General features: G+C 57.3%; 19 protein-coding genes. 12 read left to right on the forward strand and 7 right to left on the reverse strand.

The features are described 5' to 3' along the window. The first annotated feature begins 447 nt into the window (after window positions 1–447). Both AC0QHF_RS01560 and AC0QHF_RS01565 read left to right on the forward strand, forming a co-directional pair. Window positions 448–780, forward strand: a complete 333-nt coding sequence (locus AC0QHF_RS01560; protein ID WP_324702425.1) for a hypothetical protein — start codon at window positions 448–450, stop codon at window positions 778–780. 297 nt (window positions 781–1,077) lie between these two features. Then, a complete protein-coding gene (locus tag AC0QHF_RS01565) occupies window positions 1,078–1,269 on the forward strand; it encodes a hypothetical protein (protein WP_324702426.1) in 192 nt (63 codons plus the stop codon). A gap of 4 nt (window positions 1,270–1,273) precedes the next feature. Here the strand turns inward: AC0QHF_RS01565 and AC0QHF_RS01570 are convergent, their stop codons facing one another. The 3 genes from AC0QHF_RS01570 to rimI form a co-directional block, all read right to left on the reverse strand. Beyond that, a complete protein-coding gene (locus tag AC0QHF_RS01570) occupies window positions 1,274–1,615 on the reverse strand; it encodes a hypothetical protein (protein ID WP_324702427.1) in 342 nt (113 codons plus the stop codon). 193 nt (window positions 1,616–1,808) lie between these two features. Then, a complete protein-coding gene (locus tag AC0QHF_RS01575) occupies window positions 1,809–4,280 on the reverse strand; it encodes an ATP-dependent Clp protease ATP-binding subunit (RefSeq protein ID WP_324702428.1) in 2,472 nt (823 codons plus the stop codon). A gap of 595 nt (window positions 4,281–4,875) precedes the next feature. Further along, window positions 4,876–5,439 carry a ribosomal protein S18-alanine N-acetyltransferase gene (gene rimI, locus AC0QHF_RS01580; RefSeq protein WP_473113512.1) on the reverse strand — a complete coding sequence of 188 codons (564 nt, stop codon included), beginning with the start codon at window positions 5,437–5,439 and terminating at the stop codon, window positions 4,876–4,878. 327 nt (window positions 5,440–5,766) lie between these two features. Between rimI and lysA the strand changes: the two genes are divergently transcribed. The 3 genes from lysA to uppS all read left to right on the forward strand — a co-directional run bounded on the left by lysA (window position 5,767) and on the right by uppS (window position 8,949). Then, window positions 5,767–7,161: a diaminopimelate decarboxylase gene (lysA, locus tag AC0QHF_RS01585; protein ID WP_324702430.1), complete on the forward strand. Its 1,395-nt coding sequence runs from the start codon at window positions 5,767–5,769 to the stop codon at window positions 7,159–7,161. Window positions 7,162–7,273: 112 nt separating this feature from the next. After that, window positions 7,274–8,191, forward strand: a complete 918-nt coding sequence (gene cdaA / locus AC0QHF_RS01590; protein ID WP_324702431.1) for a diadenylate cyclase CdaA — start codon at window positions 7,274–7,276, stop codon at window positions 8,189–8,191. Beyond that, on the forward strand, window positions 8,188–8,949 hold the full coding sequence (uppS, locus tag AC0QHF_RS01595; protein ID WP_324702432.1) for a polyprenyl diphosphate synthase: 762 nt from the start codon (window positions 8,188–8,190) through the stop codon (window positions 8,947–8,949). The genes cdaA and uppS overlap by 4 nt, the downstream gene beginning before the upstream one ends. Window positions 8,950–9,117: 168 nt before the next feature. Here uppS and AC0QHF_RS01600 read toward each other — a convergent pair whose 3' ends face one another. Further along, window positions 9,118–9,390, reverse strand: a complete 273-nt coding sequence (locus tag AC0QHF_RS01600; RefSeq protein WP_324702443.1) for a DUF3143 domain-containing protein — start codon at window positions 9,388–9,390, stop codon at window positions 9,118–9,120. Between the two features lie 15 nt (window positions 9,391–9,405). On the opposite strand from AC0QHF_RS01600, the gene AC0QHF_RS01605 reads away from it, so the two are divergent. Further along, entirely contained in the window at window positions 9,406–9,531 is a 126-nt protein-coding gene (locus AC0QHF_RS01605) for a hypothetical protein (protein WP_324702433.1), read from the forward strand. A gap of 19 nt (window positions 9,532–9,550) precedes the next feature. Here the strand turns inward: AC0QHF_RS01605 and AC0QHF_RS01610 are convergent, their stop codons facing one another. Continuing rightward, the gene (locus tag AC0QHF_RS01610; protein ID WP_324702434.1) at window positions 9,551–10,093 is read right to left on the reverse strand and encodes a J domain-containing protein; all 543 of its coding nucleotides are present in this window, start codon (window positions 10,091–10,093) and stop codon (window positions 9,551–9,553) included. Window positions 10,094–10,129: 36 nt separating this feature from the next. Beyond that, entirely contained in the window at window positions 10,130–11,896 is a 1,767-nt protein-coding gene (locus AC0QHF_RS01615) for a pentapeptide repeat-containing protein (protein WP_324702435.1), read from the reverse strand. Between the two features lie 435 nt (window positions 11,897–12,331). Between AC0QHF_RS01615 and AC0QHF_RS01620 the strand changes: the two genes are divergently transcribed. Next, window positions 12,332–12,775, forward strand: coding sequence for a hypothetical protein (locus AC0QHF_RS01620; protein WP_324702436.1), 444 nt, complete (start codon window positions 12,332–12,334; stop codon window positions 12,773–12,775). 276 nt (window positions 12,776–13,051) lie between these two features. Here AC0QHF_RS01620 and AC0QHF_RS01625 read toward each other — a convergent pair whose 3' ends face one another. Continuing rightward, entirely contained in the window at window positions 13,052–13,570 is a 519-nt protein-coding gene (locus AC0QHF_RS01625; protein ID WP_324702437.1) for a phycobiliprotein lyase, read from the reverse strand. Between the two features lie 251 nt (window positions 13,571–13,821). Between AC0QHF_RS01625 and petP the strand changes: the two genes are divergently transcribed. The 5 genes from petP to AC0QHF_RS01650 all read left to right on the forward strand — a co-directional run bounded on the left by petP (window position 13,822) and on the right by AC0QHF_RS01650 (window position 18,846). Next, the gene (gene petP / locus AC0QHF_RS01630; RefSeq protein ID WP_324702438.1) at window positions 13,822–14,025 is read left to right on the forward strand and encodes a cytochrome b6f subunit PetP; all 204 of its coding nucleotides are present in this window, start codon (window positions 13,822–13,824) and stop codon (window positions 14,023–14,025) included. Window positions 14,026–14,187: 162 nt separating this feature from the next. After that, complete coding sequence (locus AC0QHF_RS01635) at window positions 14,188–15,279, forward strand: Get3/ArsA fold putative tail anchor-mediating ATPase NosAFP (protein ID WP_324702439.1); 1,092 nt, start codon at window positions 14,188–14,190, stop codon at window positions 15,277–15,279. Between the two features lie 22 nt (window positions 15,280–15,301). Further along, the gene (gene chlG / locus AC0QHF_RS01640) at window positions 15,302–16,309 is read left to right on the forward strand and encodes a chlorophyll synthase ChlG (protein WP_324702440.1); all 1,008 of its coding nucleotides are present in this window, start codon (window positions 15,302–15,304) and stop codon (window positions 16,307–16,309) included. A gap of 57 nt (window positions 16,310–16,366) precedes the next feature. Continuing rightward, complete coding sequence (locus AC0QHF_RS01645) at window positions 16,367–18,511, forward strand: transglycosylase domain-containing protein (RefSeq protein WP_324702441.1); 2,145 nt, start codon at window positions 16,367–16,369, stop codon at window positions 18,509–18,511. A 131-nt stretch (window positions 18,512–18,642) separates the two neighbouring features. Further along, window positions 18,643–18,846 (forward strand): ssl0294 family protein, encoded by a 204-nt coding sequence (locus tag AC0QHF_RS01650; protein ID WP_324702442.1) that lies wholly within the window; start codon window positions 18,643–18,645, stop codon window positions 18,844–18,846. The last annotated feature ends 158 nt before the right edge of the window (window positions 18,847–19,004 follow it).

Raw genomic sequence — 19,004 nt, forward strand, 5'->3', positions numbered from 1 at the left:
TGATCGTCGATTGGGAAACACCGTTTTTATTGGGACTGATACTTAATGTAATAATTGATTACTAAATGCGTACTTATGTAACCATAAGAGAATTTTTGTAAAAAATAAGCAAAGATGCTCAAAAATATCAGATAATATGCTTGACTTTAGATTTTGTGAAGTATTTGATGGGCGATCGGCATTAACCAAGCCTGGAAGTCATGCTCTAGCTATGCTTTTAAGCTACTCGCAGGATTGTAAGTGATCGCTCAGAGTGTGAGGAATTTAGAGTCTAACCTACATTTCAAAGGCTGGGTCTAGAACGAGTGATTTACAAAAGCTAAACCACTACTGGTAGTGTGTCAGTCTTTATACTGATGCTATCAGTCGAGTTTGAAAGTCGAGCCAAAGTGCCATCCATAGTGATGCGAAATGTGGGGTATTTTGCACGGCACTAGGAGTTTAGGTATGAATTTAAACGCCATTAAAAACAAGACACTTGGAGATCTACTTCAACATCCTTTGATTCAAAAATTTGGCCGGATTATAGTCTTTTTTTTGTTGATACAAATTCTTCTCTTTAAACTGAGTGGAGCAGTACGGAGTACATGGTTTTCGGTCGAACAGGCGATTTTGCCTCACAGTGAAACAACCACAGACATCAGAAACATCATAATTGGCGAACTCCAAGAAATGAATCAACTGACAACTACTCAAATGTCTACTAAAGCCACAGTAGATGTTAAAGACGAACGAAATTTTTTAGGTGGCGTGCCATTAGGTGACACTCATAAGGAATAAGCTGATGTAAACCAAAGATCTGGTGGGTTACGGTGCAATTCTATCAATCTTGAGAATTTTCCCGAAATCACCGCAGCACCTAACCCACCCTACCAAATAACTGCTGGGTTGGTAATCATGTTCTGAGTTAAAATATATGAGGAAATTACATGATTTATAGATTAATTGTGATTTCTTTTTTATCTTTATTTTTGTTTTTTGGAAGTTGGCAAAGACCGGCGATCGCATTTTCATCCGGATTGACAACGGATTTTTTTCATCAAATATCGATCATGTTAATGGTCGAAACAGATTGTAATGACTGTGCATACTGTGATGCTTGTGAAGGAAAATATTGTGCCGAATGTGATGACTGTTATACCTGCGATGAAAGTCAAAACTGTTCGGATTGTGCTGATTGTTATGGCTGTGAAGGATATGAATGTGCGGAATGTTCCGAATGTGAATCTTGTAGCATTCCATCAAGCCATTGAAGAAGATATAGCCTAACAACTTAAATGATTCTCGTTATCTTCGCCAACGCCATCAACGCTTCCAGACGCCTGACTCGTCGCTGTTCTAATAAGTCTTCATAACGAATCAATTCCCGATGTTCGGCTTCGCTGAGTTTGCCGCATTCACACCGATCGCGCAACGTATTTAAACGAACCGACTCATCTTCCGGCAGGCGATCGCGAATCACCTCAAGCAACTGTATTTCTTCCGCACTCGTCGGATTTTGCTGCGGCGGTTCCGTCAAACATTCCAACAGTTGGACGACGGCACTTAATTTTTCGGGAGAGAGTTGCCCGATCAGGGCGATCGCTTTTTGGCGAAGATCGGCAGTCGGAATCATTGACCGTCCCAAATTATGGCTAATTCACACTTCAGCATTTCGGATTGGCTCCCCTCGCCCCGAATTGGGAGAGGTGCCCCTGTGGTTAATTTTTCCAATCACAAAAAGTAAAGGACCCAGCGAACGCTGAATCCTTCAAAAATCTCTGCTCCCGGAAAGGGGAGGAAATCCTCCCGCCCCTTCCCAATTTCAATTAGTCGGCGACTTGGGGAAGCAGTTCCCGCTTCTCGCCGGAAGAAACCGTCACCTGTCCGCCTTCGTCCACATCGACGATCGCGGTATCGCCCTCTTTGATGCGTCCGGAGAGGATCTCCTCGGCCAGACTATCTTCGAGCAGGCGCATGATCGCGCGACGCAGGGGACGGGCGCCGTAGCTGGGGTTGTAGCCCTCTTCCACCAGGCGCTCCTTGAAGCGATCGGTCACTTCCAGGGTGATACCCTTTTCGGTGAGACGGCCGAACACCTCGTTGAGCATGATCACCGCGATTTCCTTCACCTCGTCCTTGGTGAGCTGGCGGAAGACGATGATCTCGTCGAGACGGTTGAGGAATTCCGGGCGGAAGTATTGCTTCAGTTCCTCGTTCACCAAGCTGCGGATGCGGTTGTACTGGGCATCGGCTTGGTTTTCCTCGAACTCGAACCCGAGTCCGCCGCCGCCCTTTTCAATCACCTTCGACCCGATGTTGGAGGTCATGATGATCAGGGTGTTCTTGAAGTCCACCGTGCGGCCCTTGGCATCCGTCAGGCGCCCGTCTTCCAAAATCTGCAACAGCATATTGAAGACATCGGGGTGGGCCTTTTCGATTTCGTCGAACAGCACCACAGTGTAGGGCCGGCGCCGCACCGCTTCGGTGAGCTGTCCGCCCTCGTTGTAGCCGACGTATCCGGGGGGGGAACCGATCAGCTTGGAAACGGTGTGTCGCTCCATGAATTCGGACATATCCAAGCGGATCATCGCCTCTTCCGAACCAAAGAAGTAGGTCGCCAGGGATTTGGTCAGCTCGGTCTTACCGACGCCCGTGGGGCCGGAGAAGATGAAGCTGGCGATCGGCCGGTTGGGGTTCTTGAGTCCCACCCGGGCGCGGCGGATGGCGCGGGAGACGGCCTTCACCGCCTCTTCCTGGCCGATCAGACGCTGGTGGAGGGTGCCCTCCATGTGCAGCAGTTTTTCGGACTCGGACTCGGTGAGCTTGTTCACCGGGATGCCGGTCCAACTGGCGACGATTTGGGCGATGTCCTCTTCCGTCACCATCGGGGAGTCGTCCTCGTCGGTGCGGGTTTCGGATTTTTTGCTCTGGGCGATCGCGCGAATTTGGGATTTGATCTCCATTTCGCGATCGCGCAGTTCCCCGGCCCGGTCGAAGTCCTGGGAGCGCACGGCATCGTCCTTCTCCTTGAGCACCTGCCGCAGTTCCTTATCCAGTTCCTTGGCGGCGGGGGGCAGTTGGGAGTTGATCAGCCGCACCCGGGACCCAGCTTCGTCGATCAGGTCGATCGCCTTGTCGGGGAGGTAGCGATCGCTGATGTAGCGATCGGACAGTTTCGCCGCGGCCTCCAACGCCTCGTCCACAATTTTGAGCTTGTGGTGCTGCTCGTAGCGTTCCCGCAACCCGTAGAGGATCTCGACGGTTTCCGACACCGAGGGTTCGCCCACCATCACGGGCTGGAACCGGCGCTCCAGGGCCGCGTCCCGCTCGATGTGCTTGCGGTATTCGTCCAGGGTGGTGGCGCCGATGCACTGGAGTTCGCCCCGGGCCAAGGCCGGCTTCAGGATGTTGGCCGCGTCGATCGCCCCTTCGGCGGCTCCGGCCCCGATCAGGGTGTGCACCTCGTCGATGACCAGGATGACGTTCCCCGCCGAGCGGATCTCGTCCATGATCTTCTTGAGCCGTTCCTCAAATTCGCCCCGGTACTTGGTGCCGGCGACCAACAGGCCGATGTCGAGGGTGACGACCCGCTTTTCTTCCAGGATGTCGGGCACGTCGTTCTGGGCGATGCGCTGGGCCAATCCCTCCGCGATCGCCGTCTTGCCCACACCTGGCTCCCCGATCAGCACCGGGTTGTTTTTCGTCCGCCGGCCGAGAATCTGGATCACCCGCTCGATTTCCTTCTGCCTGCCAACCACGGGGTCGAGCTTGCCTTCGGCGGCCATCTGGGTCAGGTTGGAACCGAACTCGTCCAGGGTCGGGGTCTTGGTGCGGCTGCCGCCGCCCCCGGCCGTCACTTCCGCCGTTTCTCCCAGCATCCGGATCACTTGGGTGCGGACCTTCGTCAGGTCAACCCCCAGGTTTTCCAGAACCCGGGCGGCGACGCCCTCCCCTTCCCGGATCAGGCCCAGGAGCAAGTGCTCCGTGCCGATATAATTGTGTCCGAGTTGGCGGGCTTCTTCCAACGAGAGTTCCAGAACCCGCTTGGCGCGAGGGGTGAACGGAATTTCGACAGCAACGAACCCGGAGCCGCGGCCGATGATTTTTTCGACCTCGATCCGGGCATCTTTGAGGTTGACCCCCATCGATTTGAGGACTTTGGCGGCGACGCCGGTCCCCTCGCCGATCAGACCCAGGAGGATCTGCTCGGTACCCACGAAGTTGTGTCCCAGGCGGCGTGCTTCCTCCTGGGCCAACATGATCACCTTAATGGCTTTTTCTGTGAAGCGTTCAAACATGGCTAATTCCCATCACCTGCTGCATCATGCCCGTATGCTAATTCTAGCGTGATACTTTGGACTCCCGAAAAATTAAATGTTGATAAAGTTTTCAAAATTGGCTGGATTCATGTTTAATTTTCCTGGGGTCGGTGGATCGGTTCAGACGGTCTGATTCCCGGCAATTGAGAGATCCCAATTGGGGGGGGAGTGACTGAACGGACTCCCGAAGATTGCGAGGATGGCAATCTCCATTTAAACCCCTTTCCCGGCGGTCGATGAACCCATTCAAATCGGCACTTTTACCCAGTTCATTCGCGGTTTCCGGATTGGTGTCGGAGATAGGATGGAGGCAATCCCCACCGGCTTCTCCGCCGGAATCGCCAATGAAAGGTTCGAGCGAGTGTCCCGCCGCCACCCGATTTCGGGCCGGAAATTGCCGGGGCGTTCGGTTGATTAGAGATAACCTACTCGAAATCGAATTTTCATTCTGTATCGTGGTTGTCTCTCTTTCCACCCGAACATTCGCTATACCCGACGGTATCGCGTCTGATTTACTGATGGATTCTAGCATACCGTTTTGGAGAACTGCGGGATCGGCGATCGCCCGCCCGGTTCAGGGGAGAGAGCCGGACTCCCGGGAGCGATCGCGGAGAAATTCCCGAAATTCGGCCGATTGCAATCCCCCGAGCCACAAAATCAGGGCATCTTCCCCGGTGTCGGCGTAGTAGCCCCGGCGGGTGCCGGCGACTTGGAAGCCGAACCGTTCGTAGAGGGCGATCGCGATCGCGTTGGAGGCGCGGACTTCCAGGGTCGCCCGGGCCAGCCCCCGCCGTCGGGCCGACTCCAACAGCGCCCGCAGCAGGGTTTTCCCCAGCCCCAATTTTCGATAATCGGGGTGGACTGCCAGCAGGGTGATGTGGGCTTCGTCCAAAATCGCCCACAGGCAACCCATCCCCACGACGGGGGGCGGATCGGAAATCGCGACTCGCGGGGACGGTATTCCCTCAAATGTCTCTCCCCCCGGTTGGGAGGTCCAAACTAAAATGTCGCTGTTGGGACTCTCGAGTTCTCGCCGATAGCCTTCCAGGGTCCATAATCCCCCCAGACAGAGGTGATCGAGTTCCGCCACTTCCCCCAACAATTCCGGGGTCAAAAATTTCAGTTCCAAACCCGTCACGATCCCCCCATTCGGCATCAACATCTGGTCAGAAATTTGGTACGATCGCAGATGCAGTCCCGACACCTTTCGGAATCCGGCTGTCCGCAGCGGGAATCTCCGCCGCGCCCGGCCCCAGATCGGGTTCGAGGTCGGCAAGGGCGAATCGAAGGGGTCCGGGGATTTTAGATTTTAGATTTTAGATTCTTCCCCGTTCGGCGACTGCCCTGCTCTCCCGTTTCTTCCCCTAATACCGACTCCCTAATACCGACTCCCGACTCCCAACTCCCGCCCCCAGCGCGAACTGCCTCGAATTGTACAGTGGTTGCAACCCAATAGAGACGACAAGTGGAAAATTCTGGACTTCAGTACCTGCCCAACCCGACCGATCCCCAACTGGAGCGATCGCCCAATCAAGAACTCCTCCCCCTGACGGCGCGGGTCAACTCCCAAAATCGCCTGGAAATCGGGGGGTGTGACGTCGCCCAACTGGTAGACCAATTCGGCTCGCCCCTCTACATTTTGGACGAAACCACGGTCCGCACCGCCTGCCGTCAGTACCGGGACGCCTTGAAAAAATACTACCCCGGCGAATCCCTCGTCCTCTACGCCTCCAAAGCCTGGAACTGTCTCGCCCTGTGCGCCCTGGTCGCGTCCGAGGGGCTGGGGATTGATGTGGTCTCCGGGGGCGAACTCTACACCGCCCTAGAAGCCGGGGTGAGTCCCGATCGCCTCTATTTGCACGGCAACTACAAATCCCGTTCCGAGCTGCAATTGGCGATCGAAAACGGCTGCACCGTCGTCGCCGACAACTGGCTCGACCTCAACAACCTGGTTGAACTCAGTTCCGAACGCTCGCCGAAAGCCCCGATCCCGGTGATGGTGCGGTTCACCCCCGGCATCGAATGCCACACCCACGAATACATCCGCACCGGCCACCTGGACAGCAAATTCGGGTTCGACCCCAACCAACTCGACGAGGTGTTTTCCTTCCTGGCCGGCCAACCCTCCCTGTCGGGCAACGGCATCCACGCCCATATCGGCTCCCAAATTTTTGAACTCCAACCCCACCAAGATCTCGCCGCGGTGCTGGCGGAAACCGTCGGGAAAGCCAGCCAGTACGGCCTGAACATCACCGAAGTCAACGTCGGGGGCGGTTTGGGCATCCGGTACACCGAAGCCGACGATCCCCCCAGCATCGAAGCCTGGGTGAGTGCGATCGCCAAATCCCTCGCCGACGCCTGCCGGGGCAAAAATCTCCCCCTGCCCAAACTCCTGTGCGAACCCGGGCGCTCCATCGTCGGCCCGGCCTGCGTCACGGCCTACACTGTCGGCCCCCGCAAGGAGATCCCCGACTTGCGAACCTACATTTCCGTGGATGGGGGGATGTCCGACAACCCCCGCCCCATCACCTATCAATCCGTCTACCGGGTGGTGGTGGCCAACCGGATGGCCGACCCCCTGGCCGAAACCGTCACCGTGGCGGGGAAACACTGCGAATCCGGGGATATCGTGGTCAAAGATGCCCGCCTCCCCGCGAATTGTCGGGTGGGTGATATCTTGGTGGTGATGGGCACGGGCGCCTACAATTACAGCATGGCCTCCAACTACAACCGACTCCCCCGCCCCTCCGCCGTCCTCGTCGGGGATGGCGAGAGCCATATCATTCTGGAGCGGGAGACCTATTCAGACTTGATCCGGCAGGATCGGCTGCCGAACCAATTGCGCCCGGATTCCCCGTAATGTCGATCGCGGGCCGGACATCGAGTTCCGTTCCCCTTGCGGCCGATGGCGATCGCCCGTCCCCCAGGATGCGATCGTCCCCCCCTAGCACTCTCAACCTCATCACGATTCAATGAGTTCGGGTCAAAGTCAAGACCCCGCCTGGATTCAGTCCTGGTTGGTTAACAGCATCGATATCGGACTGGTCTTTGCCGTCGCCTATATCGTCCTCGTGATCATAGGAGAACGCCGCACCCTCTGGATGGTTCGGGGTTTCATCATCCTCATGCTCGCAACGGCGATCAGCAATTGGGCGAATCTGAGGCTGCTTTATATCGCCCTGAACAGTCTGGTAACGGGGTCCGCCGTGGCGATGGCCGTGATGCTCCAGTCGGAATTCCGGCAATTTCTCGAACAGTTGGGGCGGGGGGAGGTGCTGCAACTGTTCGGCCGCGGCCGCAAAGTGATCCCCGAACCCGACGGCGTGATCGATCAGATCGTGGAGGCCGTCAAAGAACTCTCCCAAAACCGCATCGGTGCCCTGATCGTGATCGAAACCGGCAGTCCCATCGACGAGCGGGATTTTTCCGTCCCCGGCGTCCGGTTGAATGCGGAAGTGACGCGGGAACTCCTGCAGACGATCTTTCAACCCAAAACCCTCCTCCACGACGGGGCTGTTTTAATTCGGGCCTCCCGGGTGGCGGCCGCCGGGGTGATTCTTCCCCTGTCCGAACGCATGGCGTCGCGGCAGTTGGGCACCCGACACCGGGCCGCAATGGGAATAACAGAACGGGTCGCCAAATGCCTGTGCATCGTGGTTTCGGAAGAGACGGGTTCGATTTCCCTGGCCGAGAAAGGAACCCTGAACCGACCCCTGACGAGCAGTAAACTGAAGGAATTATTGGAAGCCCGTTCGTTTCCCTCGGCAGAAGAAAGAACCGCCACCCCAATTTCGATCGGCTCTCTCAAACGCCAGATAGGATTGAAGGGATGGGCATTTATATCCCAGGTGTTCCGTCTTCGTTCATCAGCTTCGCGAGAAAAAAAATGAGTGCAAAGCCAAGGGTTGTACATGAGTTGCCAACCGACCTGGACCGAAACCGACTCCCCCGCCACGTCGCCGTCATCATGGACGGCAACGGCCGATGGGCTAAACGGCGGGGACTGCCGCGGACGATGGGCCATCGCCGGGGCGTCGATGCGCTCAAAGCCTTACTCCGCTACTGCCGGGACTGGGGCGTGGAAGCGCTCACGGCCTACGCCTTTTCGACGGAAAACTGGGGCCGGCCCCTAGAGGAGGTGGAGTTTTTGATGGCGCTGTTCGAGCGGGTGCTGATGCGGGAACTCCGGGAAATGATGGAGGAGGAGGTCAGAATTCGCTTCGTGGGCAATTTGCAGGCGCTCCCGGCTTCTTTGCAGGAAAAGATCGCCCTGTCGATGGAGGAAACCCGCGACAACCGGGGGATCTGGTTCACCGTGGCGACCAATTACGGGGGGCGGGAAGAAATTATTCGGGCCTGCCGGACGATCGCCGCCCAAGTCCTGCGGGGGGAAATCGAACCGGAGGCGATCGACGAATCGCTGTTTGAAAAACACCTCTACACGGCGGGGATCTGCCATCCCGATTTGCTGATCCGCACCAGCGGGGAACTCCGGATCAGCAACTTCTTATTGTGGCAGATGGCCTACGCCGAAATCTACGTCACCGATACCCTGTGGCCGGACTTCGATCGCACCGAATTCTACCGCGCCCTGTCCTCCTACCAAAAGCGCGAACGCCGCTTCGGCAAAGTCGGAAGCCGGGAATAATTAACAATTAATAATTAATAATTAACAATTAATAATTGTTGGTTGTTAATGATCTCCCCTATTTGATCGCGCCCTCTGCTCCGACCCGAAGCGCGATCGCCACTTCGGCCCAGTCGGGAGCCGGGAATCGGGCATTTTTGACTTTTGACTTTTGACTTTTGACTTGATCTAGGGTCCGGAGAAAACGGCTTCTTCGATGTCTCGGCGGCTGAGGGAATATTTGAACGCCCGCTGGATGTCCTGGCCGTCGGCACCGGCGCCGATGTAGCAGACCGTGATTTGGTCGATATCCAGCCACAGGTCGGCTTTCCAGGTCGGCCGCTCCACCTGCCAGTAGTGGCGCTCTTTGCTGTCCTGGTGTCCGCCGAGGTCGCGGAGCCAGTCTTCGATTTCCGGGAGCGGGTGGTTGTAGAGGGGGGTGCTGGGGTCAGTTCGGGTCATCATTATTAATCGAGAATGAATGGTATTTCAAAATTGAACGGCGTTTCAAAATTGGGGGAAATTATCCCGACGGGGAAGCGATCGCGTCCCATCAAGTCCGGAAAAATCGTTTTGATCAAAACGATTTCTATCATTCACTAACCAGAAATCTGGCCGATCGCTAATGATCCGAACTCGAGATCAGGTGCACCTGCGGGGGTTGAATGGGTGCGATCGCCACGTCCGACCGCATCCCGGCGACGGCGACGGCCAAAGCCAAGCACAGCAGCAAACTCCCCGCCATCATCAACACGGCGAACAATTCGCCCGCCGAGAGGGGGCGGTCGGTGGGGTCGAGGTAGGCGGCGCGGCTGTGCCGATCCCGGTGCGGGTGGCGGGGACGGTTCAAGTCAGCGGGGACTTGAATAACATTGTGACGGGAGTAACCGATGGTGCGATCGTAGGCCTGACGGCGTTCCGGATTGCTCAGGGTTCCGTAGGCTTCGTTCAACAGTTGAAATTTAGCCTTGGCGATCGCTTCCGATAGCTCCGTCGTATCGGGGTGGTAGCGCTTGCTCAGAGTCCGGTAAGCCCGCCGAATTTCGATGGGCGACGCGGAGGGGTGCAAGCCCAACACCCCATAGTAACGGTCGGTGAGGGCCGGGTGCTCACGGGCAGCCCGACTGCGATACTGTTTTCGTGATGCTGCTCTCTCTTGTGTCACGGCAGCTTGTCCCAAAATTGACGTTATTTTTGTAGATTATTCTAATGCATCTCGATGCCCGACGCCCGACTCGCGACTCCCGCCCCCCTGCGAACTGACCGGGGGGGACTGCCAGTGGCGGATCGCCGTCACGATAAAAATGGCGACGGGGCGATCAAGGACGTCCAGGAGGCGGTCGGGGTCGATCGCCCGCAGGGATTCGATCCGATCCGGGTTTTGGGGATCGGTTTCCAACTCTCGGATCACCGCCGCGGCCAATTGCATCTGTTCCGAAGTGCAGGTCATGGGGTGGGACGGTTCCACCGCCTCGATGATGCGTTCGAGGGCGGCGATCGCTTCGGCTTGGTGGTCGAGGTCGATGGTGTCGGCGGGCGGGGGGGCCGGGACTTCGCCTCGAAGGTTAGCTTTTTGCAGCAGGGAGTGATAGAGGTTTTGATACCAGCGATCGCGCAATTGGGCGAAGATGAACCCAACAAATTCCCCCGCTTCAAAATTTTGGTTCCAGTCAGGGGGCTGACGTCGGGGGTTGCGATCGGGACTGTCCTCGCCGGGAAACCGCATGAAAATATAGTCGCAGCGCACCTCCCGCAGTTGGGTTTTCAGGGTGATGCCCCAGTCCTCGACGTAGGCCCCGGTCAAAATCGCCCCGCCCAGGTCGGCCCGGTCCAACCGGGTTCTCACCAACTTGGCGCCGAGGAGATTCGCCCCCCGCAGGTCGGCCAAATTCAAGTCCGTCCCGATGAAACTGGCGCCGAGAAGGTTTGCCCCCTGTAGGTTCACCCCCCGCAGGTCGGCCCCGTCGAAGCTTTCCCCCGCCCCCCGACCCGTCCTGACGAGCGATCGGATGCGGGGATCGGCCAAATAGGAAGTCCCCGGGCGCACGGAGTCCAGGCCTTTGGTTTTCAGCCAGCAGGTGCGGGTCAAAATCGCCCACTGCAGGTCCACGTCCTGAAGCACGGCGTTCGTAAAATCGGCATCGGTCAAATTGGCGCCTCGGAAACAGGTCCCCCCCGTCGCGGCCAGGAGGGTGGCGGTATTGCGAATTCGGATATGTTGGGGGTCGCCCCGGACGGCGCGACGGCCGATCGCATCGAATAACAGGGTCAGGCCCGAGGCGATCGCGATCGCCACCAATGCCAAGGGTCCGGAAATGTAGAGGGCGATGGCGCCGGAAATCATCGCCACGGCGGCCACCCGGGCCAGGGAAAACGTCACCGCCACCGATCGCGCCACCGTCGTCGCCACGGCGAAGGCCACCGCCAGGACGAAAGCCAGCGCCCCCGTAAATCCCACGAAGGCCCCGGCCACGGCGAAGGCCCCGGCCACCGTCGCCACCCCGGCCAGTCCCGCGATCGCCCCCACCGTCACCCCCAGGCCCGCCACCGCCAGAGCCGTCCCCACGGCCTTCAGACTCGCGCCGATCCCCCGCCGTAAAGCTAGGGCTAGAAACGCAGCCCCCGAAATCAGGGCGATCCAGAGGACGAGGGTATCTTCCGCACTCGACAGGTTGAATACCAGCAGCAGGCCGTAACCGGCCAGTACCCACCCCAGTCCCGCGACCACCGACAGCAGCCACAGCAGCGTCACCCACACCGTCGCCCCGACCCGGTGCAGCCCCGCCTTGGCCCCGCGAAATTTGGTATTTTTGAGGACGGCGCCCCGGAAGTTCGCCCCCCGGATGTCGGCGTAGCTAAAATCGGCGCCCGACAGGTTTTGATTTTTGAAGGATTGACCCCGGAGATTCTGCCCCTGGAAATCCCTCCGACCTTTGGCATAGAGCTTCAATACCTGACGGGCTTTCATCTGGTTTTTTCCATAGATTTGAAACCGCAATCATCGGGTTCTGAGAACCGTCGATACCCATGGGAGCGGCCCTTCGGCACGGGTTCCGGGGTCGCGATATCGGGCGATCGCGGCGATCGCAACTGATAGAGCTATTAGCTCTCAGTTTTCAGCCATCAGCACGGGTCGATCGCCCATGATTGGGAGATCTTGGCATTGAGTGATGTCCGAACCATCTTGGCTGTTACTATATAGCATTACGAGAGTCGGTTCAGACCGAACCGAACTCCTCAAACCCTGCTCCGCGAAGCGCACCTATCCGCGAAGCGCACCTCTCGGCGGGAATTTGACATCCGCTGATTGCTGAAAGCTGATAACTTACTGCTATACAATGGGTTGGACTCAGGTGTTGCCCTTCTGGGATAACAAATCTGTTGACACTCCGCAAGTATCCGGATGAATAATATTAGTGACTCCGCTCAGTTAAAGCCGTTCCAATGTTTCATGGGCCACTGGGAAGGGCTGTGCATGACCTTCGATGCCGGGGGGAATTTTCTGGAATCCGCCGCCGTCCACCTCCGGGCTGATTGGCTTTCTGATACGGTTTGGCGCTTTCAAGAAACTTGGGATAATCTTTACGGATTTGGAAAGGCCGAGTTCGACATCAATTTGACGGTGGAAGGAAAAACCTGTTTTGGAGCCGATGAAAAGGTGTCAATTACGGGAATTGGAATCACGCCGGAAAACTATGTGTTTACGATCGAGAGCAAGATCTCTCAAGCGATCGTTTACAACAATCATTATTTCCTGAATTCCCAACAGCGCCGGGTGATCACTCACAAATTGCGGGAGGGAAAAACCCATATTTTTCAGATCCAAGATTTCGGCCGGGTGGAATAATATCCGATCCTGTTATTGACCCGACAGACTCTCTCGATCGGGTGTAGGGTGTAGGGTGTAGGGTGTAGGGTGTAAAGGTCAATTTTCCCGAGGAGCGAAGACCGAAAATTGAACGGGCGGCGACGATCGCGATCGTCGCCCCACGCCACCATTTGTAGAAAGGGAGTCGGGAGTCGGGAGTCGGGAGTCGGGAAGCGGAGGAGTAGAGATGGCAAGAATCTAAAATCTAAAATCTAAAATCTAAAATTCCCCTCCGCCCCTCCGCCCCATCCCCCCTCACTTCGATATCATGCGGATTTCCGAACAAAAAGAAGCCACCGTCATCCCGTCGGAATACTTCACCACGCTGGTCCGCAGGCGCAAATTGGGCATCAGATACCAGAGTCGTTCCTCGGCGGTAAATGTCTCCGACTCCATCCACACCGTCAAAACGTCGTCGTCTCCCATCGAATAGCGTCCGGCCAGAGATTGGGGATTTTTGCCCCCCTGCTGCAACATCCGACCTTCTCGGGGCCGATCGCGATCGGCCACCGGCACCAACACCGCCTCACCCACCTGCTTGTCCGTATTCGAGTCCACCGTCCCGTCCCAGGTCAGGTGCCACCCTGTCCCGGCCGTCGCCGGGGCGACCCCGTGGCGATCGCACAGTTGGGCCAGGGTTCCATCTTCGGGCCCGAGTAAGGCGATCGTCAAATTTGATTTACCCGCTTCGAGTGCCCCCGAAGTGAGATTGTGAACCGTGCGCTGGGAAAACCACTTCCCCGCACTCAACTCGAAAAATTCCAAAATGTCCATGAGCGTCTCTTGCACTAAAAACCGACACGGCGTCCGATGTCTAGCTTAGACACTCTCGGGACGTTAAGACAACTGGGGCGGGAGGCGGAGGAGGCGGCGCAAAGATGGGAAGAATCTAAAATCTAAAATCTAAAATCTAAAATTCCCGATTCCCTAATACCGACTCCCGACTCCCGACTCCCTAATTCTGGTGACGGATGCCCCGGGCTGATAAACTGTGGATTGGTTAATACCCAAGGAGAACACTGGAAGTGGCAATCGAAATCGGTCAACGAGTCAAGGTCTGCCGGATCAGAGATCGGATACCGGGCAACATCGTCAATGAGCTCAAACAAAATCCCTTCGGAACGGTGAAGGGCTTCAAAATGGTGGATGGCAGCGGCATCGGCTTCGTCGTCCAACTCGAAAATAGCTTGTCAACCTGGTTCTTTGAAGATGAACTAGAATCCGCCTAGTCCCCGAGCTCGGCGGGATGTGAACTCGGTGCGGGTATCTGCGACTGGCGTTTCCCCGCCCGAGTCTGCCAGAACCGGAAAAGGCCGCTACGATCAGTCAAAACTCAAATACTCCGCAAGTCAACCCGATATTTGTAAGCGATCGAGATAGGAAAGATATTGATGGCTCTGATTCTGACATTTTTAGGTAAGGGCGGTACAGGTCGGACGACGATCGCGATCGCCGCGGCGAAACGACTCGCGGCCGAAGGCAAGCGGGTGTTGCTCGCCACCCTGGATTCGGGGCCGGCTCCTGCTCTGTTGTTGGGAACCCCCTGGAGTACGACTCCCACGGAGATCGAACCCAACCTGAAAGCTGTCCAACTCAAAGCGGCGCCCCAACTTGAAAGCAGTTGGGAGGAACTCAAGAGGTTGGAGGCCGAATATTTGCGGACGCCCTTTTTTAAAAACGTCTACGGCCAGGAACTCGGCATTTTGCCGGGAATGGACGGTGCCCTGGCCCTGAATGCCCTGCGGGAATACGACGGCGGCGGGGAATACGATGCGATCGTTTACGACGGCAACGCCGGACTCGAAACCCTGCGGATGTTGGGGATGCCGGAAATCCTCAGTTGGTACATCCGGCGGTTTCGCCAAGTTTTTCTGGATTCGGATTTGGGCAAAACCCTGTCCCCCTTCGTTCAACCCATCGCCAGCGCGGTGTTGAGCGTGGACATTTCTGGGGACAACTTCGCCCAACCCACCGAAAAGGTGAACAATATGTTGGATGAGGGGAAAGCGGCCGTTTCCGACCCCACCCGGGTCGCGGCTTACCTCGTCACTACCGCAGACGAAGCTGCGATCGCCACGGCAAAATATTTCTGGGGCAGTGCCCAACAGGTGGGGCTGACCGTCGGGGGGGCGCTCCTCAACCGGGGAAGTGCCGGGGATGCGATCGCGGACGGCTTTTCTCCCCTATCCATTTCCACGATACCGGAGCGATCGGGGGATTGGATGCCCCTGATGGAGGCCCTCCCCGATTTCCGCCAAGCCACGGCGGCCCCCCGCTCCATCACCGTGGATGTCGATCGCCGCCAGGTCAGCCTCTTTTTGCCGGGATTCGACAAAAAACAGATCAAACTCACCCAATACGGCCCCGAACTCACCATCGAAGCGGGAGATCAGCGACGCAACATCCTGTTGCCCCCTTCCCTGAGCGGCAAACCCGTCACCGGCGCCAAATTCCAAAACAACTATCTGATCGTTTCTTTATAATCCCAATCATCGATAAAATACCATGACTGATTCTCCATCCCCCCAAACTCCCCCGGCGGATACCGCCGAGCCGAAACCCGAACCGCAGGGGTCGAAAACCCGCCAACTCCTGGGCATGAAAGGCGCGGCGACGGGCGAAACATCCATCTGGAAAATTCGCCTCCAACTGATGAAGCCCATCACCTGGATTCCCCTAATTTGGGGCGTGGTGTGCGGCGCGGCTTCCTCGGGGGGCTACACCTGGACCCCCGAAGACATCCTCAAGGCCGCCGCCTGTATGCTCATGTCCGGACCCCTGATGGCGGGTTACACCCAAACCCTCAACGACTTTTACGATCGCGATCTCGACGCCATCAACGAACCCTACCGCCCCATCCCCTCCGGCGCCATCTCCGTCCCCCAGGTGGTGACGCAGATCCTCGTCCTGTTGGGGGCTGGCATCGGCCTGTCCTACCTCCTCGACCTGTGGGCCGGACACGAGTTTCCGGTGGTGACGGTTTTGTGCGTCGGCGGCGCCTTCGTCTCCTACATCTATTCGGCCCCGCCCCTCAAACTCAAGAAAAATGGCTGGCTGGGGAACTACGCCCTCGGCGCCAGCTACATCGCCCTGCCCTGGTGGGCCGGACACGCTTTATTCGGCGAACTGACGCCCACCATTGTCATTTTGACCCTGTTTTACAGTTTGGCCGGGTTGGGCATCGCTGTGGTCAACGACTTCAAGAGCGTGGAGGGCGATCGGAAATTGGGGTTAAACTCCCTACCGGTCATGTTCGGGGTCGGAACCGCCGCCTGGATTTGCGTGCTGATGATCGACATTTTCCAAGCCGGGGTCGCCGTCTACCTGCTGACCATCCAACAAAACCTGTATGCGACCATCCTACTGCTGCTGGTCATCCCCCAAATTACTTTCCAGGATATGTACTTCCTCCGCAATCCTTTGGAAAATGATGTTAAATATCAGGCAAGCGCCCAACCCTTCCTCGTACTCGGTATGTTGGTTGTCGGGTTGGCTTTGGGTCATGCCGCCTAGATGCGCCAAACGCCCCGATTGTCGGGATGCGTTCCAAATTCACGTCGGGAGCCAACCGTGACCGAATTTCCCCAGAAAACCACCGACGACTCCATAGAGAGTCCCGAATCCCTCACTCCCGTCCCCGTGGATGAGAGTCCCGAATCTCCCCCACCCCTCGACTCGGAAGAATCGCCCGCCGTCGAGGCCTCACCTGCACCGCCATCGGGCACCGCCCACCGGTACAGGCAATTGGGCCGGTGGCTGGGGAAGCGCCGCCCCCGGTTTTGGGTGGCCGTGGGAGTCGCGGCCCTCGGGGGGGGTGCGATCGCCTGGGGGGGGTGGCAGTTTTACCGCCTCGAACAGAGTCTGCCGGAAATTTCTGACCTGGCGGCCTACAACCGGGAGGGAACCGTTACGATTAAAGCCGCCGACGGCACGATCTTGATGCAGACGGGGCCGGCGACGCGGGATAAGGTGACGCTGGAGGAAATTCCCGATCGCCTGGCCGAAGCTTTCATCGCCGTGGAAGACCGGCGGTTTTACGACCACAAGGGCATCGACTACCAGGGCATCGGGCGGGCGATCGCGGCTAATCTGATGGCCGGAGGCGTGGTCGAGGGGGGCAGCACCATCACCCAACAGTTGGCCCGGATCGTGTTTTTGGATCAGGAGCGCACCCTCACCCGCAAACTCAGGGAGGCGCTGCTGGCTCGAAAAATTGAGAAAACCCTGAGCAAGGAAGAGATCCTGGAGCGCTATTTGAATTTGGTGTATCTGGGGTCTGGCGCCTACGGGGTGGCGGATGCGGCCTGGGTGTACTTCAGCAAACCCGTCGGACAACTGACCCTCTCGGAGATGGCGATGTTGGCCGGGTTGCCCCCGGCGCCGAGCCAGTATTCCCCCCTGGTGGATTCGGAGGCGGCCCGCGATCGCCGTAATGTGGTGTTGCGCCGGATGCAGGAAACGGGCATCATTTCGGCCGATCGCGCCGATCTCCTCGTCGAACAGCCCTTGGAAATTAACCCCAGTTCCCCCAAACGCTTGCAGGTGCAGGCGCCCTATTTCACTAGCTTTGTCCAGAAGGAATTGCCCAAATATGTCTCGTCGGATGCGTTGGAGTTGGGGGGGCTGATCGTCGAGACGAGTTTGAATTTGGAGTGGCAGGAAATCGCCGAAGAGGTGGTGCAAGAAGCGGTGGAAATCGACGGGCGATCGGCCGGATTTGACCAGGCGGCTTTGGTGGCGATGGAGCCGAAAACCGGGGAGGTGAAGGCGATGGTGGGGGGCGCCGACTACGGCGAGAGCGAGTTCAACCGCGTCACCCAAGCCCACCGCCAGCCCGGATCGACGTTCAAGGGGTTGGTTTACGCCGCGGCGATCGGGGCCGGATTTTCCCCCTACGACAGCTACAAGGACGAACCCTACCGGGTGGATGGGTATCGCCCCCAAAACTACGGCAACAGTTATCGGGGTTGGCGATCGATGATCACCGCCCTCAGCAGTTCCGTCAATGTGGTGGCGGTCAAGGTGTTGATCGATGTCGGCTTCGACCCCACCATCAAACTCGCCCAGGACATGGGCATCCAGTCGGAACTCAAACCCACCTACTCCCTGGCGTTGGGCGCCTACGAAGTCACGTTATTGGAACTGACCAACGCCTACGGGACCCTGGCCGCGGAAGGGAAATATATCCCGGCCCACGGCATCCGCCGGGTTCTGAACCCCCAGGGAGAGGTGATCTACGACGCCAAGTTTCCCGGCAAGCAAGCCCTCGATCGCGATAGTGCGGCCATCACCACCTGGATGCTCGAAGGCGTGGTGGAAGGGGGGACCGGGACGGCGGCTTATTTGAGCGATCGCACCGTCGCGGGTAAAACGGGAACTTCGGAAGAAGCCCGGGATCTCTGGTTCGTCGGCTACATCCCTCAACTGGTGACGGGGGTGTGGCTGGGCAACGACAACAACGATCCCACCTGGGGCGCCAGCAGCACCGCCGCCTTCAACTGGCGTCAGTTCATGAGACGAGTCACTGAAGATCTGCCCGTGGAAGAGTTCCCGGAACTCCCCGACCTCGACAGCCACGAGGGTACGATCGAAGCCAAACCCCACCAGCCGAAATGGGTGCAGACGGGTTCGGCCGCCGTCCGCAAAGACGACGATGACTATTACAAATATTTCGGCAACTCCAACGACGGCTACTATCAGGACGATTACTATTAATTGATAATTGACAATTGAGGGTTATCAATTGACTTCCCGACTCCCGACTCCCGACTCCCGACTCCCACCCTCTCCCCGAGTCGCGCTAAAATTTGAAGTGTTGCAATCCCCCGGAGGAGATTCTCAAGTTTATGGACGAACTGACACCCATTTTTAATGAATTTACGAAAGAGCCGATCGCATTTTTGGGGGGGTTTGTCTCCAGCGTGCTGCGGCTCAATTTGTCGGACGATCCGGTGAAAACCTGGCTGGATCAGGAAGCCGGGACGACCTCGACTTATCCGAGCGATCGTGATAATAACGGCGGCGGCCCTCAATCGATTACAATTGAATAATTTTTAGAGACAGAAGAAACCGGGTTTCTAGAAGGGTTTTGGGTTCCCCACCGAGATCTAAAGAGAAACCCGGTTTCTAGAGATATAGCAACGAGCGCTCACGTGGTTACAGTTGAAATGGGGTCAGAAATTTTCAAACCCTTATAGAAAAGCCGTTT

This window comes from Lyngbya sp. CCY1209 (assembly GCF_055795065.1).